The sequence below is a fragment of the Pseudomonas gingeri genome, from assembly GCF_013385635.1.
Taxonomy (GTDB): Bacteria; Pseudomonadota; Gammaproteobacteria; order Pseudomonadales; family Pseudomonadaceae; genus Aquipseudomonas; species Aquipseudomonas gingeri_A.
This window is the reverse complement of the sequence record NZ_JACAPR010000028.1, coordinates 19,435-45,278: the sequence shown is the minus strand read 5'-3', so window position 1 is coordinate 45,278 and position 25,844 is coordinate 19,435. Positions and strand designations below refer to the sequence as shown.

26 protein-coding genes are annotated in these 25,844 nt (G+C 63.9%); 20 read left to right on the top strand and 6 right to left on the bottom strand.

Annotated elements, in window-relative coordinates:
• The first annotated feature begins 64 nt into the window (after positions 1-64).
• Positions 65-763 (top strand): glutathione S-transferase N-terminal domain-containing protein, encoded by a 699-nt coding sequence (locus HX851_RS28570; protein WP_177064121.1) that lies wholly within the window; start codon positions 65-67, stop codon positions 761-763.
• 211 nt (positions 764-974) lie between these two features.
• Positions 975-1,562: a hydrolase gene (locus tag HX851_RS28565; RefSeq protein ID WP_177055405.1), complete on the top strand. Its 588-nt coding sequence runs from the start codon at positions 975-977 to the stop codon at positions 1,560-1,562.
• Here the strand turns inward: HX851_RS28565 and HX851_RS28560 are convergent, their stop codons facing one another.
• Positions 1,563-2,402: an NAD-dependent protein deacetylase gene (locus HX851_RS28560; protein WP_177064120.1), complete on the bottom strand. Its 840-nt coding sequence runs from the start codon at positions 2,400-2,402 to the stop codon at positions 1,563-1,565. It lies immediately after the preceding gene.
• Between the two features lie 191 nt (positions 2,403-2,593).
• Between HX851_RS28560 and HX851_RS28555 the strand changes: the two genes are divergently transcribed.
• The gene (locus HX851_RS28555) at positions 2,594-3,049 is read left to right on the top strand and encodes a GNAT family N-acetyltransferase (protein ID WP_177055401.1); all 456 of its coding nucleotides are present in this window, start codon (positions 2,594-2,596) and stop codon (positions 3,047-3,049) included.
• Positions 3,050-3,055: 6 nt separating this feature from the next.
• On the opposite strand, the gene HX851_RS28550 is transcribed toward HX851_RS28555, so the two are convergent.
• Complete coding sequence (locus tag HX851_RS28550; RefSeq protein WP_177055399.1) at positions 3,056-3,400, bottom strand: FKBP-type peptidyl-prolyl cis-trans isomerase; 345 nt, start codon at positions 3,398-3,400, stop codon at positions 3,056-3,058.
• Positions 3,397-3,882, bottom strand: a complete 486-nt coding sequence (locus HX851_RS28545) for an RrF2 family transcriptional regulator (protein ID WP_177064119.1) — start codon at positions 3,880-3,882, stop codon at positions 3,397-3,399. Before HX851_RS28545 ends, HX851_RS28550 begins: the two co-directional genes overlap by 4 nt.
• A gap of 141 nt (positions 3,883-4,023) precedes the next feature.
• Here HX851_RS28545 and HX851_RS28540 point away from each other — a divergent pair, with 141 nt between their 5' ends.
• From HX851_RS28540 to HX851_RS28510, 7 genes are all read left to right on the top strand, one after another.
• Positions 4,024-4,932 carry an NAD(P)/FAD-dependent oxidoreductase gene (locus HX851_RS28540; protein WP_177055395.1) on the top strand — a complete coding sequence of 303 codons (909 nt, stop codon included), beginning with the start codon at positions 4,024-4,026 and terminating at the stop codon, positions 4,930-4,932.
• A 92-nt stretch (positions 4,933-5,024) separates the two neighbouring features.
• Positions 5,025-6,092, top strand: coding sequence for a sensor domain-containing diguanylate cyclase (locus tag HX851_RS28535; protein WP_177055393.1), 1,068 nt, complete (start codon positions 5,025-5,027; stop codon positions 6,090-6,092).
• Positions 6,093-6,250: 158 nt separating this feature from the next.
• Positions 6,251-7,270 carry a branched-chain amino acid aminotransferase gene (locus HX851_RS28530; protein WP_177055391.1) on the top strand — a complete coding sequence of 340 codons (1,020 nt, stop codon included), beginning with the start codon at positions 6,251-6,253 and terminating at the stop codon, positions 7,268-7,270.
• 357 nt (positions 7,271-7,627) lie between these two features.
• The gene (locus tag HX851_RS28525; protein WP_177055389.1) at positions 7,628-8,221 is read left to right on the top strand and encodes a LemA family protein; all 594 of its coding nucleotides are present in this window, start codon (positions 7,628-7,630) and stop codon (positions 8,219-8,221) included.
• 24 nt (positions 8,222-8,245) lie between these two features.
• Positions 8,246-10,162 carry a M48 family metallopeptidase gene (locus HX851_RS28520; protein WP_177064118.1) on the top strand — a complete coding sequence of 639 codons (1,917 nt, stop codon included), beginning with the start codon at positions 8,246-8,248 and terminating at the stop codon, positions 10,160-10,162.
• Positions 10,159-10,665 (top strand): GNAT family N-acetyltransferase, encoded by a 507-nt coding sequence (locus HX851_RS28515; RefSeq protein ID WP_177064117.1) that lies wholly within the window; start codon positions 10,159-10,161, stop codon positions 10,663-10,665. The genes HX851_RS28520 and HX851_RS28515 overlap by 4 nt, the downstream gene beginning before the upstream one ends.
• A 181-nt stretch (positions 10,666-10,846) precedes the next feature.
• Complete coding sequence (locus HX851_RS28510; RefSeq protein WP_177055383.1) at positions 10,847-11,752, top strand: LysR family transcriptional regulator; 906 nt, start codon at positions 10,847-10,849, stop codon at positions 11,750-11,752.
• A gap of 203 nt (positions 11,753-11,955) precedes the next feature.
• Here HX851_RS28510 and HX851_RS28505 read toward each other — a convergent pair whose 3' ends face one another.
• The 3 genes from HX851_RS28505 to HX851_RS28495 all read right to left on the bottom strand — a co-directional run bounded on the left by HX851_RS28505 (position 11,956) and on the right by HX851_RS28495 (position 15,462).
• A complete protein-coding gene (locus HX851_RS28505; RefSeq protein ID WP_177064116.1) occupies positions 11,956-12,726 on the bottom strand; it encodes a substrate-binding domain-containing protein in 771 nt (256 codons plus the stop codon).
• Between the two features lie 186 nt (positions 12,727-12,912).
• Positions 12,913-14,211 carry an MFS transporter gene (locus tag HX851_RS28500; RefSeq protein ID WP_177064115.1) on the bottom strand — a complete coding sequence of 433 codons (1,299 nt, stop codon included), beginning with the start codon at positions 14,209-14,211 and terminating at the stop codon, positions 12,913-12,915.
• Between the two features lie 348 nt (positions 14,212-14,559).
• Entirely contained in the window at positions 14,560-15,462 is a 903-nt protein-coding gene (locus tag HX851_RS28495; RefSeq protein WP_177064114.1) for a LysR family transcriptional regulator, read from the bottom strand.
• A 106-nt stretch (positions 15,463-15,568) separates the two neighbouring features.
• Here HX851_RS28495 and HX851_RS28490 point away from each other — a divergent pair, with 106 nt between their 5' ends.
• From HX851_RS28490 to HX851_RS28445, 10 genes are all read left to right on the top strand, one after another.
• A complete protein-coding gene (locus HX851_RS28490) occupies positions 15,569-16,432 on the top strand; it encodes a VOC family protein (protein ID WP_177064113.1) in 864 nt (287 codons plus the stop codon).
• A complete protein-coding gene (locus HX851_RS28485; protein WP_177064112.1) occupies positions 16,429-17,148 on the top strand; it encodes a class II aldolase/adducin family protein in 720 nt (239 codons plus the stop codon). Before HX851_RS28490 ends, HX851_RS28485 begins: the two co-directional genes overlap by 4 nt.
• Before the next feature lie 17 nt (positions 17,149-17,165).
• Positions 17,166-18,620 (top strand): 2-hydroxymuconic semialdehyde dehydrogenase, encoded by a 1,455-nt coding sequence (locus HX851_RS28480; RefSeq protein ID WP_256262304.1) that lies wholly within the window; start codon positions 17,166-17,168, stop codon positions 18,618-18,620.
• Positions 18,621-18,628: 8 nt separating this feature from the next.
• Complete coding sequence (dmpE, locus tag HX851_RS28475) at positions 18,629-19,411, top strand: 2-oxopent-4-enoate hydratase (RefSeq protein ID WP_177055371.1); 783 nt, start codon at positions 18,629-18,631, stop codon at positions 19,409-19,411.
• Positions 19,412-19,421: 10 nt separating this feature from the next.
• Positions 19,422-20,222, top strand: a complete 801-nt coding sequence (dmpH, locus tag HX851_RS28470) for a 2-oxo-3-hexenedioate decarboxylase (protein ID WP_177055369.1) — start codon at positions 19,422-19,424, stop codon at positions 20,220-20,222.
• 11 nt (positions 20,223-20,233) lie between these two features.
• Positions 20,234-20,425 (top strand): tautomerase family protein, encoded by a 192-nt coding sequence (locus tag HX851_RS28465; RefSeq protein WP_177055367.1) that lies wholly within the window; start codon positions 20,234-20,236, stop codon positions 20,423-20,425.
• A 16-nt stretch (positions 20,426-20,441) separates the two neighbouring features.
• Entirely contained in the window at positions 20,442-21,380 is a 939-nt protein-coding gene (locus HX851_RS28460; RefSeq protein WP_177064111.1) for an acetaldehyde dehydrogenase (acetylating), read from the top strand.
• Positions 21,381-21,390: 10 nt separating this feature from the next.
• Positions 21,391-22,428 carry a 4-hydroxy-2-oxovalerate aldolase gene (dmpG, locus tag HX851_RS28455; protein ID WP_177055363.1) on the top strand — a complete coding sequence of 346 codons (1,038 nt, stop codon included), beginning with the start codon at positions 21,391-21,393 and terminating at the stop codon, positions 22,426-22,428.
• 54 nt (positions 22,429-22,482) lie between these two features.
• Entirely contained in the window at positions 22,483-23,835 is a 1,353-nt protein-coding gene (locus tag HX851_RS28450) for an MFS transporter (RefSeq protein WP_177064110.1), read from the top strand.
• Positions 23,836-24,084: 249 nt separating this feature from the next.
• The gene (locus HX851_RS28445) at positions 24,085-25,437 is read left to right on the top strand and encodes an OprD family porin (RefSeq protein WP_177055359.1); all 1,353 of its coding nucleotides are present in this window, start codon (positions 24,085-24,087) and stop codon (positions 25,435-25,437) included.
• The last annotated feature ends 407 nt before the right edge of the window (positions 25,438-25,844 follow it).

Sequence of the window (25,844 nt, the reverse complement as noted above, 5' to 3'; positions counted from 1 at the left end):
GGCCTGGACGGGTGGCTTGTCCCGACCCGTTGCCGCATTCCCTGCCGCTTGCTGGAAGCCTTCCATGACCGATCTTTCGTCGTTTGCCATCACGCAAAAATGGCCCGCTCAACATCCAGACCGTCTCCAGCTGTATTCGTTGCCTACGCCCAACGGCGTCAAGGTGTCGATCCTGCTCGAAGAGCTGGGCCTGCCCTACGAACCGCACCTGGTGAGTTTCTCGACCAATGATCAGTTGAGCCCGCAATTCATCTCGTTGAACCCCAACAACAAGATCCCGGCGATCCTCGATCCGAACGGTCCCGGCGGCCAGCCGCTGGCGTTGTTCGAGTCCGGCGCGATCCTGATCTACCTGGCCGAAAAGACCGGCAGGTTCATGTCCCGGGACCCGGCCACCCGCTATGAAACCATCCAGTGGCTGATGTTCCAGATGGGTGGGATCGGGCCGATGTTCGGCCAGCTCGGTTTCTTCAACAAGTTTGCCGGCAAGGACTACGAGGACAAGCGCCCGCGCGACCGCTACGTGGCCGAGAGCAAACGCCTGCTGGCGGTACTCGACCAGCGTCTGGAAAGCCGGCGCTGGATCATGGGTGACGACTACGGCATCGCCGATATCGCCACCTTCCCGTGGATCCGTAACCTGATCGGCTTCTATGAGGCCGGCGACCTGGTGGGCATCCAGGATTTCCCCCATGTCACCCGTGCGCTGGAGCAATTCCTCGGCCGCCCGGTAGTGGTGAAAGGGTTGACCATTCCGGGCTGACCGAGGCGTACGGGGGCTTCGGCCTTGCTGCCGGGGCCTTGCGGCTGATTGCGCCGGGCGAATAATGAAAATTTTTTTACTTGCGAACGGCGCGAGCGCTCTCGCATCCTGAGGGGGATACCCGCCTCATTGCGCCTGTCTCCCCGACTTTCGCGCTGGTGTCGCCCGCGATCCGGCGTCCGGGCATCAGGAAACTCATCAGGAACTACTCATGTCGCTTGATCTCGATCCCCGTACCTGTGCCCTCGTCATCATCGACCTGCAACAAGGCATCATGGCCTTGCCCGTTGCGCCTCACGCTCCGCAGGCCGTTGCCGAACGGGCCGCGCGGCTCGGCGAGCACCTGACCCGGGCGGGTGGCCTGGTGGTTGCCGTGCGCGTGGCGTTCGCCAGTGACTATGCCGATAAGCCCAACCAGCCGGTGGATATGCCGATGGCCGTGCCGGCGGGGGGGCTGCCCGAGCAGTGGGCTGTCCTCGAACCGTCGATTGCCGCCCTGAACGCCCCGGTGCAGATCACCAAGCACAGCTGGAGCGCCTTCTACGGCACCGAACTGGACCTGCAACTGCGCCGTCGCGGGATTACCACGGTGATTGTCTGCGGGATCGCCAGCAACTCCGGTGTCGAGTCCACCGTCCGCGACGCCTGGCACCACAACTATGCGGTACTGGTGGCCGAGGATGCCTGCGCCGGCCTGGGCGATGACACCCATCGCTTCTCCATGGAGAAGGTCATGCCGCGTATTGCCCGGGTACGTTCGACCCAGGCGATCATCGAGGCGCTGCCCATTCTTCTCTGATCAGCCCAGGCGCTCGACCAGCAGCGGCAGCAACTGTTCGCAGGAAGCTTCGAACTTGAAGTCGAGCAGGTCATCGGCGCGGGTCTTGCCCAGGTTGATGGCGATCAGCGGCTTGCCGCGCTCGGTGATCAGCTTGCACAGGCGGAAAGCCGAGTAGGCCATCAGCGACGATCCGATCACCAGCAGACCCGCGGCCTGTTCGGCGCTGACCAGGGCCTTGGCGGCGGTGAGCGGGGCGACGTTTTCGCCGAAGAACACCACATCGGGCTTCAGGCGTTCGCCGTCGCACTGCGGGCAGCGGGGCACCTGGAAGCGCGATTCGAAAGCGTCGTCCAGCAGGGTATCGCCGTCGGGCGCCTGGATCGCATTGACCTCCAGCAGATAAGGGTTCTGCGCCTCCAGCGCGAGCTGGACGGCATCGCGCTCCAGGCGGGCGCCGCAATCCAGGCAGAGCACCTTGTGCAGGCTGCCATGCAGTTCGATGACATCGTGGCTGCCGGCCTGGTCATGCAGGGTATCGACATTCTGGGTGATCAGGCCGCTGAGGTGCCGCTGCGCCTGCAGACTGGCCAGGGCCCGGTGGGCGGCATTCGGCCGGGCCTGGCGCACCCGTGGCCAACCGAGCATGGCCCTGGCCCAGTAGCGGCGGCGGGCCTGGGGCGAGCCGAGGAATTCCTGGATCATCATCGGTGCCTTGCCCCGGCGCACGCCGTCGCTGTCGCGGTAGTCGGGAATGCCGGAAGAGGTGCTGATACCGGCGCCGGTCAGCACCAGCAATGGTTGTTCGGCCATCAGCGGCAAGAGCGTTTCCAGGGCCGCGCTGACCTGCGGGTCGGGCATGGGAGATCTCCGGTAGCGAAAGGTTGAGTCGCTGTCGATCATCAACAGCGATCTCGAGCTTCGGCACATTTGAGTGCCAAGGATAGTCACAGGGTTTCTTCAGGGACAAGGTCGCTCTCGATCGGCACCCTTGCAGCCGCAGCGGGGATACGTAGGATAGGACCCTGACGAAAGGACTCGAGGCCAGCCCCATGCCATGCAGCATCCGCATTGCCCGTGACGAGGATGCCGAAGCCATCAGCCAGGTGATTATCCAGGCGCTGCGCGAGAGCAACGCCGCGGACTATCCGGCGCAAGTGATCGCCCGGGTCGAGCAGAGTTTCGGCCCGCAGGACGTGCGCAGCCTGCTGGGCATTCGCACGGTGCTGGTAGCGCAGGCGGGGGAGCGGATCGTCGGCACCGCCAGCCTCGACGGCGAGGTGGTACGCACGGTGTTCGTGGCGCCGGATACCCAGGGCTGCGGAGTGGGCCAGGCCTTGATGGACGAGGTGGTCCGGTATGCCCTGGGGGCGGGCGTGAGCCTGTTGAAGGTGCCTTCGACCGTGACCGCCGAAGGCTTTTATGCACGCTTGGGATTCGAGGCCGTGGGCGATACCTGGCACGGTGAAGAGCGCACCATCGTCATGGAACGGCGGCTGGCACCCTAGGTTTGCTCAGTCATCCCGGGTCAGCACTTCCAGCAACTCGATTTCAAAGCTCAGGTCGGCACCCGGGGCGACGCGCGAGCCCATGCCGCGTTCACCGTAGGCCAGGTGCGCCGGTACGAACAGCTGGCGCTTGCCGCCGACCTTCATGCCCATCAGGCCGATATCCCAGCCCTTGATTACCCGCCCGGTGCCGATCACGCACTGGAACGGCTTGCCACGGGCATGGGACGAATCGAACTCGCTGCCGTCGGCAAGCGTGCCGCGATAATGGGTGGTGATCAGTGCGCCCTTGACCACGGCCTTGCCGTCGCCTTCCAGCAGGTCGGTCACCTGCAGTTCAGTGTCTGTCATGACTTCTCCAGGGTCGGCAGCCCATGAGTGATTTCCAGGTCGGGGTTTTCCAGGCGTTTCTGCGCCAGGCGCTGCTCGAAGTCGCTCGCCAGCTCGGCCACGGTCACTTGCCCGAGGCGTTGGACCAGCAGCGCCTCGGCTTCCTGCACGACATCGGTCAGCCGCGCATTGACCGCCTGTTCCACCAGGCACTGCGGTTCCTCCTTCGACAGACCCATGGCGAACACTTCGGGGGCGCCGAGGGCCCGATGGATGTCGAGCAGGGTGATCTCGCCCAGGGGTCGGGCCGGGGTCCAGCCGCCGCCGTGGCCTTTTTCCGAGTGCACGTAACCGTGATCGCGCAGGCCGGCCATGGTCCGGCGCACCACCACCGGGTTGGTGCGCAGCATTTGCGCGATGGTTTCGGAGGTGGTGCGCTGGTCGTGCTGGTCCATGTGGATCAGCACGTGGAGCATGCGGGAGAGGCGACTGTCGTTGCGCATGGGCGGGTTTCGCTGGTGAAAAAACACTGCGCACGTATAGCAAAATCGACCGTCTGTAACAAGACGAGTTACAGGAGTTGACGAGTGTTTATTATGTAACTTATAAAGTTTCGTGATTTCAATCGACGAGGAGTTCTACCCATGTCTCATTTCATCGTGGTGGTCGGTGCCAGCTTTGCCGGGTTGTCGGCGGCCATGCAACTGGCCCGGGCCCGTCAGCGGGTGTTGCTGGTCGATTCGGGGCGGCCGCGCAACCGGTTCGCGGTGACGTCCCACGGTTTTCTCGGCCAGGATGGCCAGTCGCCCCAGGCGATCCGAGACGAGGCACTGCGCCAGTTGCTGTGTTATCCGACCGTCGAATTCGTCGAGGGCGAGGTGGTCTCGGCCCGTCCGCTCGATAGCGGATTTGCCGTGGTGCTGGCCGATGGCCGGGAAGAGCGGGCGGCGCGGCTGGTCCTGGCCACCGGCCTGCACGATGAGTTGCCGGCGATTCCCGGCTTGCAGGCGCGTTGGGGCAAGACGGTGCTGCATTGCCCGTACTGCCATGGCTATGAAGTACGTGACCGTGCCCTGGGTGTGCTGGCCACCATGGCGCTTTCGGCGCACCAGGCGAGCATGATTCCGGACTGGGGACCGACGGTATATTTCACCCAGGGCTTCCACGAACCGGATGCCGGGCAACTGGCCCTGTTGCAGGCGCGCGGCGTGCAGATCGAGCGGACCCCGGTGGTCGAGTTGCTGGGACGGGCACCGGCCCTGGAGGCGGTGCGCTTGAGCGACGGGCGGGTGATCGAAGTCCAGGCATTGTTCACCGGCCCGAAAACCCGGATGGCCAGTCCATTGGCCGAGCAACTGGGTTGCCAGTTCGACGAGGGGCCGAGCGGACCCTATCTGCGGGTGGACGAACGCAAGGAAACCACGGTGCCGGGCGTGTTTGCCGCCGGGGACGCCGCCAGCCCGATGCACAACGCAACGCTGGCGTCGGCGGCCGGGGTCATGGCCGGGGTCTGTGCTCACCAGTCATTGCTGGGCGAGGTCGCGGGACACTAAAAAAAACATGGGCACACGGTCAGTGTGGATTAATATAGCCACTGGCCATTTATTCGTTGCCCGACCATGTTCAAGTTGACTGGCTTTCAAGGATGACCTTATGGATCGAGGCGGCTTTCGCCGTGTCGGCGATCCTTCTGATCGCCGTACTCTGGCGTCGTGAACGCAAGGCCCGGCGCGAACTGGTCGAGTGCCGGGCATTGCTGTACCCGTTGAGTGAAAGCGCGCGGCGGGGCGACGATATCGAGCGCTTCAAGCGCAGCCAGTACTTTGCCCGGATCGGCACCTGGGACTGGGATGTCGATACCGAGAAACTCTATTGGTCGGAAGCCATCTACGGCATGTTCGGCTACAAGGTCGGCGAAGTGGTGCCGTCCTACGAGTTGTTCTGTGCCAGCGTGCATCCCGATGACCGCGCGAGGGTCCGCGCGGGGGAGTTGCACTGCATCGAGACCGGCGAGAACCACGACGAGGAATACCGGGTGGTCTGGCCGGACGGCAGCATCCACTGGCTGCGCGAAACCGGCAACGTGGTGAAGAACGTTCACGACACGGCGATCAAGATGATGGGCGTGGTCCGCGATATCACCGAGGAAAAGGCCTGGGCCAGCCAGTTGCAAATCCTGGCCCACAACGACGCGCTGACCGGCCTGCCCAATCGCCTGGTACTGGAGGAACGCCTCTGCATGGCCCTGGAGCGTGCCCGTACGGGGGCAACCCGGGTGATCCTGGTGTTCCTCGACCTGAATGGTTTCAAGGAGATCAACGATGCCTACGGGCACGCGGCTGGCGATCGCATGCTGATCACCACGGCGACCCGCCTGAAAAACCTGATGCGCGCCTCGGACACGGTGGCGCGTATCGGCGGCGACGAGTTCGTGCTGATTCTCGAGGGGTTGGCCCAGCAGGGCATCGGTCTGTCGGAAGAGGTCCATCGCTTGTGCGAGAAGATCCTTGTCGAACTGTCGGTGCCGATCAGTCTCGGCGACCAGCAGGCCCAGATCGGTTCCAGCCTGGGCGTCGCGGTATTCCCCGACCATGCACCGAGCATGGACACGCTGATCCACACCGCCGACCTGGCGATGTACGAAGCCAAGCGCAGCGGCAACAACCAGTACCGTCTCGGTCGCCATGCGTCGCCAAAGGCTCGTATCGACTGAGATTCGGCACCGCCAGTGCGCACCGTGCATAAACGCATGTAGGACATGCACGCCGTCCAGGCTGCGATTTCCTGTCCGAATAGAGTATTGTGGTTGCCTGCGGAAAAAATGTCATAAGCCCGGGGTATCCGGGCGGTTATCAGATGATTGAGGGTGCCATGGGTCAGGAAAGCATTAACTGGGACAAGCTGGGTTTCGATTACATCAAGACCGACAAGCGCTATCTGTCGTACTTCCGTAACGGCGAGTGGGACAACGGTTCGTTGACCGAAGACAACGTCCTGCACATCAGCGAAGGTTCGACCGCGCTGCATTACGGCCAGCAATGTTTCGAAGGCCTGAAGGCCTACCGTTGCAAGGATGGTTCGATCAACCTGTTCCGGCCTGACCAGAACGCTGCGCGCATGCAGCGCAGCTGTGCCCGCCTGCTGATGCCGGCGCCGTCGACCGAAGCCTTTATCGAAGCCTGCAAGCAGGTGGTCAAGGCCAACGAGCGTTTCATTCCTCCCTACGGTACCGGCGGTGCCCTGTACCTGCGTCCGTTCGTCATCGGCGTGGGCGACAATATCGGCGTGCGTACCGCGCCGGAGTTCATCTTCTCGGTGTTCTGTATCCCGGTGGGTGCCTACTTCAAGGGCGGCATGAAGCCGCACAACTTCGTGATTTCCAGCTATGACCGTGCGGCGCCCCAGGGTACCGGCGCGGCCAAGGTCGGCGGCAACTACGCGGCCAGCCTGCTGCCGGGCTCCGAAGCCAAGAAGCTCGGCTTTGCCGACAGCATCTACCTGGACCCGCTGACCCATTCGAAGATCGAGGAAGTGGGCTCGGCCAACTTCTTCGGCATCACCGCCAACAACGAATTCGTCACACCGAAGTCGCCTTCGGTGCTGCCAGGCATCACCCGCCTGTCGTTGATCGAGCTGGCGCAATCGCGCCTGGGCCTGAAGGTGGTCGAAGGCGATGTGCTGATCGACAAGATCGCCGACTTCAGCGAAGCCGGCGCCTGCGGCACTGCCGCGGTGATCACGCCGATCGGCGGGATCGAGTACAACGGCAAGCTGCACGTGTTCCACAGTGAAACCGAAGTCGGGCCTGTGACCCAGCGCCTGTACAAGGAACTGACCGGCGTGCAGACCGGTGACGTCGAAGCGCCGGCGGGTTGGATCGTCAAGGTCTGAATGACCTGACTCCCTGATTCGGGCAGTGCACAAGACCCGGCATGAGTGATCATGCCGGGTCTTTTGTTTGAACGGTGGTTGAGGGCATAGGCGGATTCGGTGCTGTTCTTCCGCTGGCCTTCGTGGGCAAGCCCACTCCCACGGGGTCGCGTGGTGGCACCTATCTGCAGGTCGCCACTGACATGGTGGGGGCTTGCCCGCGAAGAGGCCATCAGCATCAGCGTTCTGTTTCCAGAAAGTTACTCCGTTTCCGTATCGCCGCTCCGGTTTATGATCTTGAGTCACCGTTGGCACGACCCAACGAGCGTTTTACGCTAACATCGCCCACCACCCTCCAACGCAGATAAGGACATCGCCATGGTCTCCACCCTGATCCTCCTGGCCATCATCGCCATCGTGGTCTTCTACGTCATCGGCATCTACAACAAGCTGGTGACCCTGCGTAACCGCTTCAAGAATGCTTTCGCGCAGATCGAAGTGCAGCTCAAGCGTCGCCATGACCTGATCCCCAACCTGGTGGAAACCGCCAAGGGCTACATGGCCCATGAACGCGAGACCCTGGAAGCGGTGATCAACGCGCGCAACCAGGCCGTCACCGGTCTCAAGGCCGCCGCGGCCCAGCCGGGCGAGGCGGGCAGCATGGCCAGGCTGGGCAGTGCCGAGGGCCTGCTCAACAGCGCCCTGGGGCGCCTGAACGTGACCCTCGAAGCCTACCCGGACCTCAAGGCTTCCGAGAACATGCAACAACTCAGCGAAGAGCTGAGCAGCACCGAGAACAAGGTGGCCTTCGCCCGCCAGGCCTTCAATGACTCGGTGATGGAATACAACACCTACAAGCAGACCTTCCCGCCGGTATTCTTCGCCGCGAAGTTTGGTCATGGGGCCGACGCCAGCCTGCTGGAGTTTGCCGACAGCGCCGAGATCCAGGCCGCCCCCAAGGTGTCGTTCTAATCAGCGTTACCCACGGACGGCCCGATGAATTTCTTTGAACACCAGGACCGCGCCCGGCGTCAGACCGGGCGCCTGGTCCTGCTGATGGCGCTGGCGGTCACCTGCCTGGTCGCCCTGACCAGTCTCGCCCTGACCCTGATCTGGCATTTCTATGGCGAGCCTTCGAGCCGCCGTGGTGCGCCGATCTTCGATACCTCGCTGGTCGGCAGCGTGGCGTTGGTGGTGATCGCCGTGGTCCTCGGCGGCAGCCTGTACAAGCGCGTGCAATTGAATGGCGGCGGCAAGGTGGTTGCCGAAAGCCTGGGCGGGCGCCTGATCAACCTCTCGCCGCAGAACTTCGAGGAACGCCGCCTGCTCAATGTCGTCGAGGAAATGGCCCTGGCCTCGGGCACGCCGGTGCCGTCGGTGTATGTCCTCGACGATACCGGCATCAACGCCTTCGCCGCCGGCCTGAGTCCCAAGGACGCGGTGATCGGCGTGACCCGTGGCGCCATCGGCCTGCTGAGCCGCGAAGAGTTGCAGGGGGTGATCGCCCATGAGTTCAGCCATATCTACAACGGCGACATGCGTCTGAACATGCGCCTGATCGCCTTGCTCCACGGCATTCTGCTGATCGGCCTGATCGGTCAGTGGGTGTTGCGCAGCGATTCGAGCTCGCGCAGTTCCTCTTCGGACAGCAACAAGGGCGTGATGCTCAAGTTCGTCCTCGGCCTGACGTTGCTGGTGCTCGGTTACGCCGGGACGTTTTTCGGCAACCTGATCAAGGCGGCGGTCAGCCGCCAGCGGGAATTCCTCGCCGATGCCTCGGCGGTACAGTTCACCCGCAACCCCGACAGTATCGGCGGCGCCCTGAAGAAGATCGGCGGCCACGCGGCCGGCTCGCAGTTGCAGGCTTCGAATGCCGCCGAATTCAGCCACCTGTATTTCGGCGCGGGAATCAAGTCCGCCATGGACGGCCTGTTCGCCACCCATCCACCGTTGGCGGAGCGCATTCGTCGGGTCGAGCCGGGCTGGGACGGGCGCTATCCGGAGGTGGCAGCGTTGTCCGTGGCCGACAGCATGGCAGCGGACCCGACCGCCCAGTGGATGCAAGCGTCCCGCTCGACTGTCGCCGCCGCCTTCAGCGGTGGTGCCGTGACCGAGTCGATCGCGGCCATCGGCGATCCCGGCCTGGCGCATCTGCAGGTGGCCCAGGATACCCTGCAGGCCTTGCCCGAGCCGCTGAAGCAGGCGGCTCACAGCAGCGAAGGGGCCCAGGCTCTGGTCTATGGGCTGTTGCTGGACCCGGTGGAGTTCCTGCAAGAGCAGCAACTCGATCTGTTGCGCAAACACCTGAGCCCGCCGCTGGCGAGCCGCCTGGAGTCCCTGCGCGGTCCTTTGCGCGAGTTGCCCCAGGGGCAGCGTCTGGCGCTGATCGACCTGGCGATACCGGCGCTCAAGCAACTGGGCAAGAGCGAGTTCGCCGCGGTGAAACAGAACATGGCCTTGCTGATCCGCGCCGACGACCGCGTCGAGCTGCTGGAGTGGACGCTGCTGCGCATCGTCGAGCGCAATGTCGAAGGGCTGCGTTCGGTGACCGGCAAGTATCGCCTGGAGTCGCTGGTCGACGAAGTAGCGGTGCTGCTGTCGTTTCTCAGTCGGGCCGGGCAGGCCGATCCCCGGCAAGCGGGCGAGGCCTTTGCCCATGGCTGCGCCGGGCTACCGTTCGCCGTGCCGGCGTTCAACGACGCCAGTGACCTGAAGGCCCTGGAAGCGGCCTTGCGCCGCCTGACCCAGTTGCTGCCGCTGCAGAAACCGCAACTGCTCAAGGCCATGGCGCGCTGCATCGGCCATGATGGTCAGGTCACGGCCGCCGAGGCCGAATTGATGCGGGCAGTGGCGGATATCCTCGATTGCCCTATGCCACCGTTGCTGACGACGGGGGAGGCGCGCCGCCCATGAAGCCTTTGCAGATACGTCCTGCTACTGTGGCGGACTGCGATCCGCTCAGTCATATCGCCTGCCGGACCTTTGCCCTGGCCTGTCCGGCCAGCACGCCGGCGCTGGAAATCGCCCGGCATATCGAAGCGCAATTGCAGCCGGTGCATTTTCGCGAGTTGTTGCAACAACCGGGGAAAATCCTCCTGGTGCTTGAGCTGGACCAGCAACTGATCGGCTACAGCCTGCTGACCCCCGAACCCGGACCTGTGGGGGTCGAGGCGGCTGACGCGGCGCAGGAGTTCACCCGCTGCTACGTGGTGCCGGAACAGCATGGTTCGGGCGCCGCCGGGTTTCTCATGAGCGAATCCCTGAAGTACCTGGCGGGGCCGGTGCGCTTGAGCGTCAGTGAAGAAAACCCACGGGCGATCCGCTTCTACGAGCGCCAGGGATTTCGCATCGTCGGCCAGACGACCTTCCAGTGCGGCAACGATGTGCAACGGGACTGGCTGATGCTCAAGCCCTGATGATCGTTCCCACGCTCCGCGTGGGCATGCAGCCCGTGACGCTCTGCGTCACAAGAGCGGACGCAGAGCGTCCTGAGAGGCGTTCCCACGCGGAGCGTGGGAACGATCAGTAGTGGTGTCTGCATCTATGTGAGCAACTCATGCGTTAAACTGATCAATCAGTGTCCGATGAGTAAGCCCCTTGGCCATCAACTTCGATTTGAACGACCTGCAGGCTTTTCGCGCCGTGGTCGAGCAGGGCAGTTTTCGCAAGGCGGCCCAGGCCATCAATATTTCCCAGCCGGCCCTGAGCCGACGCGTGGATAAGCTCGAAGAGGCTCTTGGCGTGCGACTGTTCGAGCGCACTACCCGCCGGGTCAGCCTGACCCAGGTCGGCCGGGCCTTCGCACCGACGGTGGAGCGGCTGCTGGACGACCTCGATTTGGCGCTGCTGGGCATCACCGATGTGGCCTCGACCCGCCTCGGGCATGTCACCGTGGCCTGTGTGCCGTCGGCCGCCTATTACTTCATGCCGAAGGTGGTTGCCCACTATCACCGGCAGTACCCGAAGATCAAGGTCAAGGTTCTCGACTCCAGCGCCAATGACGTGCACGCCGCAGTGCTCAGTGGCGAGGCGGATTTCGGCCTGAGTTTCACCGGCAACCTGCAGCCGGAAATCGAGTTCGAGCTGCTGGTCGAGGAGCGCTATGTCGTTGCCTGCCGCCGCGATCATCCGTTGGCCGGGCGCGCCAGCGTGACCTGGACCGAGCTGTACCAGCAGGACTACATCAGTCTGGACAAGACCTCGGGCAATCGTTTCCTGCTCGACCAGGCGCTGGTGGGGATTGAGGCAGCAAGGCCGGGAGTCTGTGAAACCCGGCATGTCACCACCATGATCGGTCTGGTGGAGGCCGGCCTGGGCATAGCGGCGGTGCCGACCATGGCGATGCCGGTGGCTGGCGAGCATCCGATTCTCACCAGTGTGCCGCTGGTCGAGCCGGAGGTGATGCGCAAGGTCGGGTTGCTCAAGCGTCGAGGACGGGTATTGACCCCGGCGGCGCTGGAGCTGGAGCGGCTGATTGTCGAGATGAAGGTTTCGCACGGGTAGGAGTTGGCTTGATGCGGTGGCGTTCCTTGAGCCGCCATCGCCGGCAAGCCGGCTCCTACAGGGGATGGTGTCGAGCACAGAGTCTGATCGTACCCACGCTGGAGCGTGGGTACGATCATGACCCTGCAAACCTGTGTAGGAGCCGGCTGGCCAGCGATAGCGCCCGTATGGGCGCCGGATTACGGGAGGCTTCTACCCACAAGTCAATGAGGAATGGAGTCCAGCCCGGTGGATTTCACGGTCGCCTGGGCTGCCGGCGCGGCGAGGTAGTCGAGCAAGGCCTTGGCCTGTGCGGGGTGCTCGGCGCCTACCGGGATCCCGGCGGCAAACCGTGTCACCGATTGTACCGACTCGGGGATCTTGCCGACATAAGTCACTCCCGGCACAGGCAGCAGTTCGCTGACCTGCTGGAAGCCCAGTTGATAGTCGCCGGTCGCGACCACCGAGGCCACCGGGATCTTCGGCACCATGGTCGCCTTGGGCTTGAGCTGTGTTTCGATACCCAGGCGCTTGAACAGCTGGTCCTGGATATACACGCCGCTGGCACTGTCGGAGTAGGCCACGGATTTGGCCTTGAGCAGGGTCTCCTTGAGCTCCTGCTCGGTGCCGATGGCCGGCTTGGCGCTGCCTTCGCGCACCACCAGGCCGATCCGCGAATCCGCCAGTTCCACCCGTGAACCGGGCATGACCTTGCCTTGCTTGATCAATTCGTCGAGGGCATAGCCGACCATTATCAGCACATCGGCCTTTTCACCGCGCTCCAGCCGGTTGGGGATCGCCTCCGGGGCCTTGCCCATGGACGGGCCGAGAATGGTGTCGAGGGTATTGCCGCTGTCGGCGGCGAATTTCGGACCGAGCAGCTTGTAGGCGGCGGTAAAGCCGCCGGAAGTCATCACGCGGATTTCCTCGGCCTGGGCCACACTGCCCAGGGCCAGGCTGCCGATCAGGGCGAGTTTCAGGAACACTGCTTTCATCGGATTTCTCTTGTTCTTGATATTGGAAAATGAGCTTGAGCCTGTGGTGCCTGGTCCGTCGTCTTCGCTGGCAAGCCAGGCTCCTACAGTATCGGTGTCGAACACGAGTCTTATGTTCAACCGAAACCTGCAGGAGCAGGGCTTGCCAGCGAAGAGGCCCTTGAAGTCACCCCAAAAACACCCGGGCTACACCGCTGGCTGGAGCTGCATCCTGGCCTTGCGATAGAGAAACAGCGTCGCGCACAGCGCGCAGAGCGCGGCGAAGCTCATCCAGTATCCCGGTGCGGCCTTGTCTCCGGTGTATTGGATCAGGGCGGTGGAGATCGCCGGGGTGAAGCCGCCGAATACCGCCGTGGCCAGGCTGTAGGCCAGGGAGAAACCGGCCACGCGGACTTCCGCCGGCATGATCTCGGTCAGCGCGGCAACCATTGCGCCGTTGTACATGCCGTAGAGGAACGAGAACCACAGCAGCACCAGCAGCATGCTGGTGAACGTCGGCGCCTGGACCAGCAGCGACAAGGCCGGATAGGCCGTGGCCAGGGTCAGGCCGGACATGGTCAGCAGTACCGGACGGCGGCCGATACGGTCGGAGAGGGCGCCACCCAGGGGCAGCCAGCAGAAGTTCGAGACACCCACCAGCAAGGTCACCAGCAGGCTGTCGGCGGTGCTCAGGTGCAGCACGGTCTTGCCGAAGGTCGGCGCGTACACGGTGATCAGGTAGAAGGCGGTGGTGGTCAGCGCGACCATCAGCATCCCGGCGACCACGATCACCCAGTTCTGCGCCAGGGTGTTGAACACCTCGCGCATGCCCGGACGGTGCTTGCGCTTGGCGAACTCTTCGGTTTCCGCCAGGTTGCGGCGCAGCAGGAAGATAAACGGCACGATCATGCAGCCGACCAGGAACGGAATGCGCCAGCCCCAGTCAGCGACCGTGCTGGCCGACATCCACTGGTTCAGCCCGTAGCCCAGGGCGGCGGCGATGACCACGGCCACTTGCTGGCTGCAGGACTGCCAGGCGGTGAAGAAGCCCTTGCGGCCCGGCGTGGCGATCTCCGACAGATAGACCGAGACACCGCCCAGTTCGGCACCGGCGGAGAAACCCTGGAGCAGGCGGCCGACCAGGACCAGGGCCGGAGCCAGCAGGCCGATGCTTTCGTAGCCGGGCACCAGGACGATGAGGATGGTGCCGCTGGCCATGATCGACAGGGTGACGATCAGGCCCTTGCGCCGACCGACGTCGTCGATATAGGCGCCGAGGATCACCGCGCCCAGCGGACGCATGAGGAAGCCGGCGCCGAACACGGCGAAGGTCATCATCAGCGAGGCGAACTCACTGTTGGCGGGGAAGAAGGCGGCGGCGATATAGGTGGCGTAGAAGCCGAACAGGAAGAAGTCGAATTGTTCGAGGAAGTTACCCGAGGTAACGCGAAATACCGCGCCCGCCTTGGCACGGGCAGAAGTGGCGGTCGGTGTCGAGGCGTGCATCTTGAAGGTCTCCAGCGCTTTTATGGCCTGCATCGCAGTGCAGATTTTTATTGGCGGGGATACTGAAGCAGCCTCATAGATTTGATAAGTGCATTTTTAGAATGGATTGATGCGCACGGCAAATTAATACCAAATGTTTCTGCGTCAGCCGTGACCTGAACTGTGGCGAGCGGGCTTGCCCGCGCTGGGGCGCGAAGTGTTTGATCGTCCCCACGCTCCGCGTGGGAATGCAGCCCGTGACGCTCCGCGTCACAAAGAGCGGACGCAGAGCGTCCCGTGAGGCGTTACCACGCGGAGCGTGGGAACGATCATCACTCGCCACAGGACTGGGTCCGACCACAAAACTCCCTATTCCTCAGGCACGAACAGCTCGCGAATCGTCTGCCGCAACCACATATGCCGCGGGTCCTTCTGGAACCGCGCATGCCAGTGCTGCTTGAGGTCGTAGCTGGGAAAGTCGACCGGCGGCTCGATGGTCCGCACCGCCGAATCCTCGGCATACAGCCGGGCCACCGTGCGCGGCAGCACCACCACCAGGTCCGAGCGCTCGATGATCGCCGAGGTGCTCATGTAGTGGGACATCTGCAGGACGATATTGCGCTCCACCCCGAGCGCCGCCAGGTGGCTTTCGTACATCTCCTGGCTACGGCTGCCGTCGCGTACCTGCAGGTGTTCGAGGGCGCAGAAGTCCTCCAGCGACAGACGCTCGTCCCGGATCGGATGGTCGCGGCGGATCAGGCACACCAGGTCGTGGGAGAACAACCGCTGCTGGTAGATGTTCGGCGCATCGAGGTCGGGGAAATAGCCCAGCACCATGTCCACCCGGCCTTCGCGCAGGTGTTCGGCCAGGTCCCTGGGCGACAGGCCGAAGGTGCGGATCCGCGCTTTGGGCGCGACCTTGCGCAGGTGCTCGAACAAGGTCGGCAGGAACACCACTTCGCCAACCTCGCTGAGGCAGAAGGTGAACTCGTCGGTACTGCGGGATGGGTCGAAGGTCGGGTTGCTGAGGATGTCGCGGTCGATGATATCGATCACCTCGCGGGTCCGCTCGATGATGCTCTGGGCCCGTGGCGTGGCTTCCATGCGGCTGCCGGAACGAACGAACAGCGCATCCCCCAGGGAATGGCGCAGGCGCGAGAGGGCGGCGCTGACCGCCGGTTGGCTCATACCCAGGTGCTGGGCCGCCGTGGTGACATTACCGGCTTCGTGGATCGCCAGCAGGACGCGAAGCAGGTTCAGGTCGGTGCGCATGCTCTATAACCAAATCAAATAGTCTGAATAAATAGAATTAGCTTCGATTATTTAAGCCGGGGCGCGAGGATTGTGTCCAGACAAAAATAATACCGAGGCATCCCTCATGATCAATCTGCATGACATCCGCTACGTGCGTCTGGGCACGGCGGATATCGACCAGGCTCGCCAGTACGCCACACAGGTGCTGGGTTTGCAGGTCGCCCGCAGCGCCAATGGGGCGGTGTACTTCCGCTCCGACAGTCGCGACCACACCCTGTGCTATTACGAGGGTGATCCCACCGAAACCACCACCGCCTTTGAAATCAACTCCAGCGCCGAACTCGACCACGCCGCGCAACTGCTGGAAGACAACGGTTTTGCCGTACGCCATGGCAGCCGCGAAGAAGCCGAGTTGCGCGCGGTCGCCGAACTGATTCACTTCCGTGATCCCAGCGGCAACCAGATCGAACTGGTGCTCGCCCCCCATGCCTATGGCGGACGCTACTTTCCGTCGCGGGATGCCGGCATCACCGGTTTCAGCCATATCGGCCTGCGCACCACCAACGCCAAGCGCGACGAAGCGTTCTGGACCCAGTTGGCGAATGCCCGGGTCAGCGACCGGATCGGTGATGCGCCACTGCTGCGCATCGATGAAGTGCACCACAAGATCGCCCTGTTTCCCTCGGCCCATCCGGGGGTGCAGCACATCAACCATCAGGTCGAGAGCATCGACGATGTGATGCGCGCCTATTACTTCCTGCGCGAGCGCGGTATCAAGATCCTCTTCGGACCGGGCCGGCATCCGACCTCCGGCGCGGTGTTCCTCTACTTCGAGGGGCCGGACGGCATGACCTACGAGTATTCCACCGGGGTCAGCCACATCGCCCCCGAGCAGGAAGCCACGCACCATCCGCGGCAGTTCCCGCTGGCACTGACTTCGTTCTGCGCCTGGGGTTCGAAGCCGGATATCCCGGAGTTCAAGTCATGAGCCGGCCGCCTGTCGCCACCCGCGCCCAGCAGATCGAACTGCGCATGGCCGCCCGGGCCTTGTCCCGTTCCGGCCTGGCCCATGCCTACGGGCATTGCAGTCTGCGCCTGGATGCCGGGCATTTCCTGGTCTGCGCCGCCAGGCCCATGGGCCTGATCGCACCGGGCGAGGACGGCGTGGTGGTGACCATCGACGCCGATCTGCCCGCCGGCGTGCTCGGGGAAGTGCGTATCCATCAGCAGATCTATCGGCGCCGGGCCGAGGTCGGCGCGGTGATCCGCAGCATGCCGGCCCAGGTGATGACCTTGTCCTGTGCCCGCCTGACCCCGCAGTCGCGGCACGGCATGGGCGCTTATTTCCACTCCTCGATTCCGTTGTGGGACGACCCGCAACTGCTGCGCGACGACCTCCAGGCCGCCGCCCTGGCCGAGCAACTGGCCGGTAACCCCGCGTTGGTGATGCGTGGCAACGGCGCCATCGTGGTCGGCGGCTCGCTGGTGGAGGCGCTGACCCTCAACTGGTACCTGGAGGACGCCGCCCGCATCGAGTTGCAACTGCTGGCGGCAGGGCTCGCGGGACCGGTGCTGAGTGCCGGCGAAACCGAGCGCCGCGCCACCAACTCGGGACGAATTTTCGAACGCATGTGGGACTACCTCACCGCCGGCGATGCCGAGGCGGCCGTGTACCTACAAGATGGCTTACAAGAAGGAAACTGATCATGTCCAAACTGCCTCTGCGCGAGTTTCACAATTTCATCGGCAACCAGTGGGTCGAGGGCGTGCGCACCTTCGACAACCGCAACCCGGCCGATAACAGCCTGATCGGCCCGGTGCATGAGGCCGGCCAGGCCCAGGTGGATGCCGCGGTCAAGGCGGCCAGGGCGGCCTTGAGCGGTCCCTGGGGCCAGTTGAGCGTGGCCCAGCGCGTGGCCTTGCTGCACAAGGTCGCCGAAGGCATCGAGCGCCGGGCCGAAGAATTCATCGCCGCGGAAATCGCCGACACCGGCAAGCCTTACGGGCTGGCCAGCCACCTGGATATTCCCCGTGGTGCGGCGAATTTCAAGGTGTTTGCCGACCTGATCAAGAACGTGCCCACCGAAAGCTTCACCATGGACACCCCGGATGGCGGCAAGGCGGTCAACTACGCGGTGCGTGCGCCCAGGGGCGTGATCGCCGTGGTGTGCCCGTGGAACCTGCCGTTGCTGCTGATGACCTGGAAAGTCGGTCCGGCCCTGGCCTGTGGCAATACCGTTGTGGTCAAACCTTCAGAGGAAACCCCGGCCACCGCGACCCTGCTCGGTGAAGTAATGCGCGATGCCGGCGTGCCGGCTGGGGTCTACAACGTGGTGCATGGCTTTGGCGAAAACTCGGCCGGGGCCTTCCTGACCGCGCATCCCGAGGTCAATGGCATCACCTTTACCGGCGAAACCGGTACCGGCGAGATCATCATGAAAGCCGCGGCCAAGGGCCTGCGTCCGGTATCCCTGGAACTGGGCGGGAAGAACGCCGGCGTGGTGTTCGCCGATGCCGACCTGGACAAGGCGGTGGCCGGTATCGCCCGCTCGGCCTTTGAAAACAGTGGCCAGGTCTGCCTCGGCACCGAGCGGGTGTATGTCCAGCGGCCGCTGTTCGAGCGTTTTGTCCAGGCCCTCAAGGCCAAGGTCGAGACCCTGCGTATCGGCGCCCCCCATGGCGAAGGCACCACCATGGGCCCGCTGGTGTCCCTCGGGCATCGGGAAAAGGTCCTCGGTTACTACCGCCAGGCCGTGCAGGACGGCGCCACCGTGATCAGCGGTGGCGGCATCCCGCCGATGCCGGCGGAACTGGCCGAGGGCGCCTGGATCCAGCCGACCATCTGGACCGGTCTGGCCGAGACTTCGGCGGTGATCCGCGAAGAGATCTTCGGTCCGTGCTGCCATATCGCGCCGTTCGACGATGAGGATGAAGTGGTGCAGTTGGTCAACGCCACCCGGTACGGCCTCGCTGCCAGCGTCTGGACCAGCAACCTGCAAGTCGCCCACCGCATGGGCGCGGCGCTGGATGTCGGCATCTGCTGGATCAACTCGTGGTTCCTGCGCGACCTGCGTACCGCCTTCGGCGGCGCCAAGCAGTCGGGCATCGGCCGTGAGGGCGGTGTGCATTCCCTGGAGTTCTACACCGAACTTCGCAACATCTGCGTGCGCTTGTGAGGCCGGCCATGAATTCCCTGTCTATCCAGCAACTCGGTGCCGAGCTGCACCGTGCCTTGAGCCAGTCCGAGGCCATCGCCCCGCTGACCGAGCGCCATCCGGAGCTGACTGTCGAGGAGGCCTACCAGATTCAGTTGGCGATGCTCCAGCCCCGTCTGGACGCCGGCGAGCGGGTCATCGGCAAGAAAATCGGGGTCACCAGCCAAGTGGTGATGGACATGCTGGGGGTGGACCAGCCGGACTTCGGCCATCTGCTCAGTGGCATGCTCCACGGCGATGGCGCATCCATCGCCTGCGCCGACCTGATCGCGCCCAAGGCCGAGGGCGAAATCGCCTTCGTGCTCAAGGACGACCTGGTCGGTCCCGGGGTGACCCTGGCCGATGTGCTGCGGGCGACGGCCTATGTGATGCCCTGTTTCGAGATCGTCGATTCGCGGATTCGCGACTGGAAGATCCGCATCCAGGACACCGTCGCCGACAACGCTTCGGCCGGGGCCTTTGTCCTCGGTGACGCGGGTGTCACGCCCCATGAGGTCGACCTGGCCTGTGTCGGCATGACCCTGGAAAAGAACGGCGAGATCGTCGCCACCGGTGCCGGCGCCGCTGCTCTCGGGCACCCGGCCAATGCCGTGGTCTGGCTGGCCAACACCCTCGGGCGCCTGGGCATCGGCCTCAAGCGTGGCGAGGTGATTCTTTCCGGTTCGCTGGCGGCCATGGTGCCGGTCAAGCCCGGCGACCAATTGCGCATGAGCCTCGGCGGTATCGGCTCGGCGTCCGTGCGTTTCGTATAAGGAAAACCAGATGAACCTGACAGCAGAGACCATTGCCGGCCTGGCCGAGCACCTGGAAAACGCCGAGTTGAACCGCGAGGCGGTGGCCAAGATCACCGACACCCACCCGGAGATGGACTGGGAAGACGCCTATGCGATCCAGGATGCGATCCGCCAGCGCAAGGAGGCTCGTGGCGTGCGTATCGTCGGCCTGAAAATGGGCCTGACCTCCTTTGCCAAGATGAAGCAGATGGGCGTCACCGATCCGATCCACGGCTTTCTCACCGACTACGGTTCGTGCATGGACGGCGCGGTGATCGATGTCGATTCGCTGATCCATCCCAAGGTCGAGGCGGAGATTGCCTTTGTCCTCAAGCACCCGCTCAAGGGGCCGGGTTGCCATGTCGGCGACGTGCTGGCGGCCACCGATTTCATCCTGCCGGCGGTGGAGGTGATCGACTCGCGTTACGAGAACTTCCGCTTCGACCTCAAGAGCGTGATCGCCGACAACACCTCCTCGGCACGCTTTGTCACCGGCGGCCAGTCGCGCAGCGTCAACGGCATCGACCTCAAGTGCCTGGGCGTGGTGCTGGAGAAGAACGGCGAAGTGGTCGCCACCGCGGCGGGCGCCGCGGTGCTCGGGCATCCGGCACAGAGCGTGGCGATGCTCGCCAACATGCTCGCGGCCCAGGGCCGTGAATTGCCGGCCGGCTGTTTCATCATGACCGGTGGTGTCACCGAAGCCATCGCGGTGGCCGCGGGCGACCAGGTCACCGTGCGTTACCAGCACCTGGGCAGCGTCTCGATGCGCTTCCAGTCGCAATCATCCTGAGGAGTCGGACCATGCCCATCATGCAGGTTTTCCTGATCGAAGGCCGTGACGAAGAACAGAAGGCGCGCCTGATCGCGGCCTTGACCGAGGCGGCGGTGGAGTCGATCCAGGCGCCCCGCGAGTCGGTCCGGGTGCTGATCACCGAGGTACCCAAGACCGACTTCGGCATTGCCGGCAAGACCGCCAAGGCCCTGGGCCGCTGACCGCGAGGAACACGACATGAGCGAACACAAGAAAAAAGTCGCCATCATTGGCTCCGGCAATATCGGCACCGATCTGATGATCAAGATCCTGCGCAATGCCAGGCATCTGGAAATGGCCGTGATGGTCGGCATCGACGCCGCCTCCGACGGCCTGGCCCGGGCCCGGCGCCTGGGCGTGGCGACTACCCATGAGGGTGTCGAGGGCCTGGTGCGCATGGCTGAATTCGCCGATATCGATTTCGTCTTCGATGCCACCTCGGCCAGCGCCCACGTGGCCAACGATGCACTGCTGCGCCAGCACAAGCCGGGCATCCGCCTGATCGACCTGACCCCGGCCGCCATCGGTCCGTATTGCGTGCCGGTGGTGAACCTGGAAGCCAACCTGCAGGCGACCAACGTCAATATGGTCACTTGCGGCGGCCAGGCGACCATTCCCATGGTGGCGGCGGTGTCGCGGGTGGCGAAGGTGCACTATGCCGAGATCATCGCCTCCATCAGCAGCAAATCGGCCGGTCCCGGCACCCGGGCCAATATCGACGAGTTCACCGAAACCACGGCCCATGCCATCGAGGCGGTCGGCGGGGCGGGGAAGGGCAAGGCGATCATCGTGCTCAACCCGGCCGAGCCACCGCTGATGATGCGCGACACGGTCTATGTGCTGTCGCAGGCGGCCGATCAGGCTGAAGTTGAAGCGTCCATCGAGGCGATGGCCCAAGCGGTGAAGGCCTATGTACCGGGCTATCGGCTCAAGCAGAAAGTGCAGTTCGAGGTGATCCCCGCCGAGGCACCGTTGCACATTCCCGGCCTGGGGCAGTTCAGCGGCCTGAAGACCACGGTGTTTCTCGAAGTCGAAGGCGCCGCCCACTACCTGCCGGCCTATGCCGGCAACCTCGACATCATGACCAGTGCCGCGTTGGCGACCGCCGAACGCATGGCCTGGTCCATGGCCCACTGAGGAGACTCCCATGACCTTCAATCCCGGCAAGAAACTCTATATCTCCGACGTGACCCTGCGCGACGGCAGCCACGCGGTACGGCACCAGTATTCCATCGACAATGTGCAGGCCATCGCCCGTGCCCTGGACAAGGCCCGCGTCGACAGTATCGAGGTCGCCCACGGTGATGGCCTGCAAGGCTCCAGCTTCAACTACGGCTTTGGCGCCCACACCGACCTGGAATGGATCGAAGCGGTCAGCGATGTGATCAGCCATGCCAAGGTTGCCACTCTGCTGCTGCCCGGCATCGGTACCGTGCATGACCTAAAGGCCGCCTACAACGCCGGGGCGCGGGTGGTGCGCGTCGCGACCCACTGTACCGAGGCGGATGTCTCGCGCCAGCACATCGAATACGCCCGCGAGCTGGGCATGGACACCGTCGGTTTCCTGATGATGAGCCACCTGACCAGCCCGCAGAACCTGGCGCTGGAAGCGCAGAAGATGGAAAGCTACGGCGCCACCTGTATCTATGTGGTGGACTCCGGCGGCGCGATGAGCATGCAGGATATCCGTGAGCGCTTCCGTGCGGTGAAGGCCGTGCTCAAGGCCGAAACCGAAACCGGCATGCATGCCCACCACAACCTGTCGCTCGGTGTCGCCAACTCGATCGTCGCCGTGGAGGAGGGCTGCGACCGGATCGACGCCAGCCTCGCCGGCATGGGCGCCGGGGCCGGCAACGCGCCGCTGGAGGTGTTTATCGCCGCCGCCGAACGTCTCGGCTGGAACCACGGCACCGACCTCTACACCCTGATGGACGCCGCCGACGATATCGTCCGCCCCTTGCAGGACCGGCCGGTGCGGGTCGACCGTGAAACCCTGGCCCTGGGGTACGCCGGGGTCTATTCGAGCTTCCTGCGTCATGCCGAGATCGCCGCGCGACGCTACGGGCTCAAGGCCGTGGACATCCTCGTCGAGCTGGGCCAGCGGCGCATGGTCGGCGGCCAGGAAGACATGATCGTCGACGTTGCCCTGGACCTGCTGCAGAGGTCGAAAATCTACCCGACCTGAACGCGCTGAAACCTGTTTCACCCCACTGACAAATCCAATAACAGGGGAAACACCATGAACCACAAGACCGCCTCCATTGGCGAAATCATCGATGCCTGTGCGATATCCCGTTACCAGATCATTGTCCTGCTGCTGTGTTTCCTGGTGGTACTGGTGGACGGTTTCGATACGGCCGTGATCGGCTATATCGCACCGTCCCTGCGCCAGGAATGGGGACTGCAACCGAGCCAACTGTCGCCGGCCTTCGGTGCCGGCCTGTTCGGCCTGATGTGCGGGGCCTTTCTGTTCGGTCCCATCGCCGACAAGTACGGGCGCAAGAAGGTCCTGCTGGTGTCGGTGCTGATCTTCAGCCTCGGCACCCTGGCCTCTGCCTGGGCCCATTCCATCGACAGCCTCACGGCCTTGCGCTTCCTCACCGGGATCGGCCTGGGCGGGGCGATGCCGACCTGTATCACCCTGAGCGCCGAGTATTCGCCGTTGCGCCGGCGGATGATCATGGTGACCCTCAGCTACAGCGGCTTCACCACCGGCCTGGCCCTGGGCGGGGCGGTGGCGAGCCAGATCATCCCGGCTTTCGGCTGGCGCGGCGTGCTGCTGATCGGCGGGCTCGCACCGCTGTTGTTGCTACCGTTGCTGGCCTGGTACCTGCCGGAATCGGTGCGCTACATGGCCGCGCATCCGCGTTATGCCGTGGCCTTGCGCAAGGTAGTGGAGAAGATCAGCGGCCGCCGCGACTGGGATGAGGTGACTTTCATCGAAGACCAGCGGCCGGCAGCCGAACGTTCGCCGATTTCGCAGTTGTTCATCGAAGGCCGGGCGCTGCGCACGGTGCTGCTGTGGGGCACGTTCTTCTGCTCGCTGTTTGTCTTCTATCTCCTGACCAGCTGGTTGCCGAGCATCCTCAAGGACGCCGGCTACGACATCGCCAACTCCGCGAGGATCGGTGCCATGGTGCCGCTGGGCGGAACCCTCGGGGCGATTTTCATGGCGCTGCTGATGGACAAGGTCAGCCAGTACAAGGTGCTCGGCCTGGCCTACCTCGGCGCGGCGCTGGTGATTGCCCTGGTGGGCTTTGTCCTCGGCCAGGCGACCTGGCTGACCGTGGCAGTGTTCTTCGTCGGCTTCGGCGTGGCCGGGGCGCAGAACGGCCTGAACCTGCTCTCGGCGAGCATCTATCCGACCACGGCGCGGGCCACCGGGGTGAGCTGGGCCATGGCCAACGGCCGGGTCGGCTCGATCATCGGCTCAATGCTCGGCGCCTGGCTGATCGCCCAACTGGGCCAGCCCACGCTGTTCTTTATCGCCCTGGCGGTGCCGGCCTTGCTTGGCTCCATCGCGATCTTCTCGTTGCAGCGTTTCGCGGTACGAGAAGACGTGAGCGGCCCGCAGGTCTCCACGAGCCACTGAGGCACTGACGCCTCCCCACTGACACGACATCACCAACTCCTGCCGTTCGCGGCAGGAGGGGCCGCGCTTTGCCTGAAATACGGCCCTGAACACCTTCGTTCCCGCAGGAGCAGGGCTTGCCCGCGAAGTTTTTGGCGTCCTCAAGGGCCGTTCGCGGGCAAGCCCGGCTCCTACAGGGGCGGTGTTCCGGCGGGAAAAGTCAGGCAGGCCTCGAACTCCCAACAATAAAAAACCAAGGGTGTCACTACCATGCGTCAACACAACAAGATCTCGCGTGCCTTCCAACCAACCCTGTTCGGCTTTTCGTTACTGATGCTGGCTGTCGCGCAGCCGATTCGCGCCGAAGGCTTTATCGACGATGCCAAGGCCAAGCTCGACCTGCGCAACGTCTACTTCAACCAGGACAACCGCAGCGGTCCGGCGGCGCCGTCGAAACTGGAGGAATGGGGCCAGGGCTTTATCCTCAACTTCACTTCCGGCTACACCCAGGGGCCGGTGGGCTTTGGCGTGGATGCGCTGGGCATGCTCGGCGTGCGCCTGGACTCGGGACGCGGCACCCATGGCAACCCGAACAGCGTTGCCCAGGGCGGCTTTGTGTTCCCTACCGACAGCAGCGGCCGGGCGGTGGATGACTTCGCCACCCTGGGCCTGACTGGCAAGGTGCGCGTCGCCAAGACCGAGCTCAAGGCCGGGACCTTGCTGCCGAAGATGCCGATCCTGGTCTACAACGATGGTCGCCTGTTGCCGGAGACCTTCCAGGGCGTGCAGGTGACCTCCAAAGACTTCGACCACTTCACCCTGACCGGCGGCCAGGTCAGCGCGGTCAAGAGCCGCAACTCGTCGAACAATGAAAACCTGGCGATTGCCGGCGCCGGCGGCCCGGCCGGGCAACGCAGCAACAAATTCAACTTTGCCGGTGTCGACTACCAGGTCGATCCGAGCCTGTTGCTGCAGTACTACTACGGCAACCTGGAGGACTTCTACCAGCAGCATTTCCTCGGGTTGGTGCAGACCCAGCAACTGCCGGTGGGCAGCCTGAAGACCGACCTGCGCTTCTTCGACAGTTCTTCCGATGGCCTCAACGGCACCCGTGCCGGACGCCAGGAAGGCTATCTGAGCAGCGGTTACCACAACAACGGCGAAGTCGATAACCGTGCCCTGGCCGGCTTGTTCACCTACAGCCTGGGCGGGCATGCGGTAAGTCTCGGTTACCAGCACCTCAACGGCTCCAGCGACTTTCCGTTTCTCAACCAGGGCGACGGCTCGGCGACCTACCTGATCACCGACCGCCAGACCGGCGCGCGTTTCCAGAGGGCCGGGGAGAACACCTGGGTCGCGCAGTACGGCTACAACTTCGCGGGCTTGGGCCTGCAGGGGCTGACCACCCAGGTGACCTACCAGCGCGGCGGGCAGATCAAGTCCGACCAGGGCGACCAGCACGAATGGGAGCGCGACCTGATGGTCAGCTATGCGTTCCAGAGCCCGATGTTGCGCGGCTTCGGCATGCAATGGCGTAACGCGATGCTGCGCAGCACCGTGGCCAGCCAGCGCGACCTGGACGAGAACCGGGTGTACCTGACGTATACCGTGGATCTGTTCTGACCTTTACCGAGCATGCCCACGTTCCTGCGTGGGCATGCAGCCCGTGACGCTTTTGAAGCGGACGCCGAGCGCCCAGAGAGGCATTCCCACGCTGGAGCGTGGGAACGATCGAAACTTGTAGGAGCCGGCTTGCCGGCGATGGCGTCCGAACAGGCGCCGCATGGCTCAAGGGCCTCATCGCTGGCAAGCCAGGCTCCTGCAAGGTCCGTGTTTGCCTTGGCCGATCGGCATCAGGACAAGCCCATTCGCCACAAAACCCCTGATTTTTCGGCATGTATCAGGACTGAAATATTTTCCGTGCATTCATTGACGCCATTGTTTTGTCTCTTTAGCATCGCGATGTCATTTTGATGTTACCGCTTGTTTCAAGGGATCGAGCCGGGGTTCCACTGGCCGTCTGTATCCGG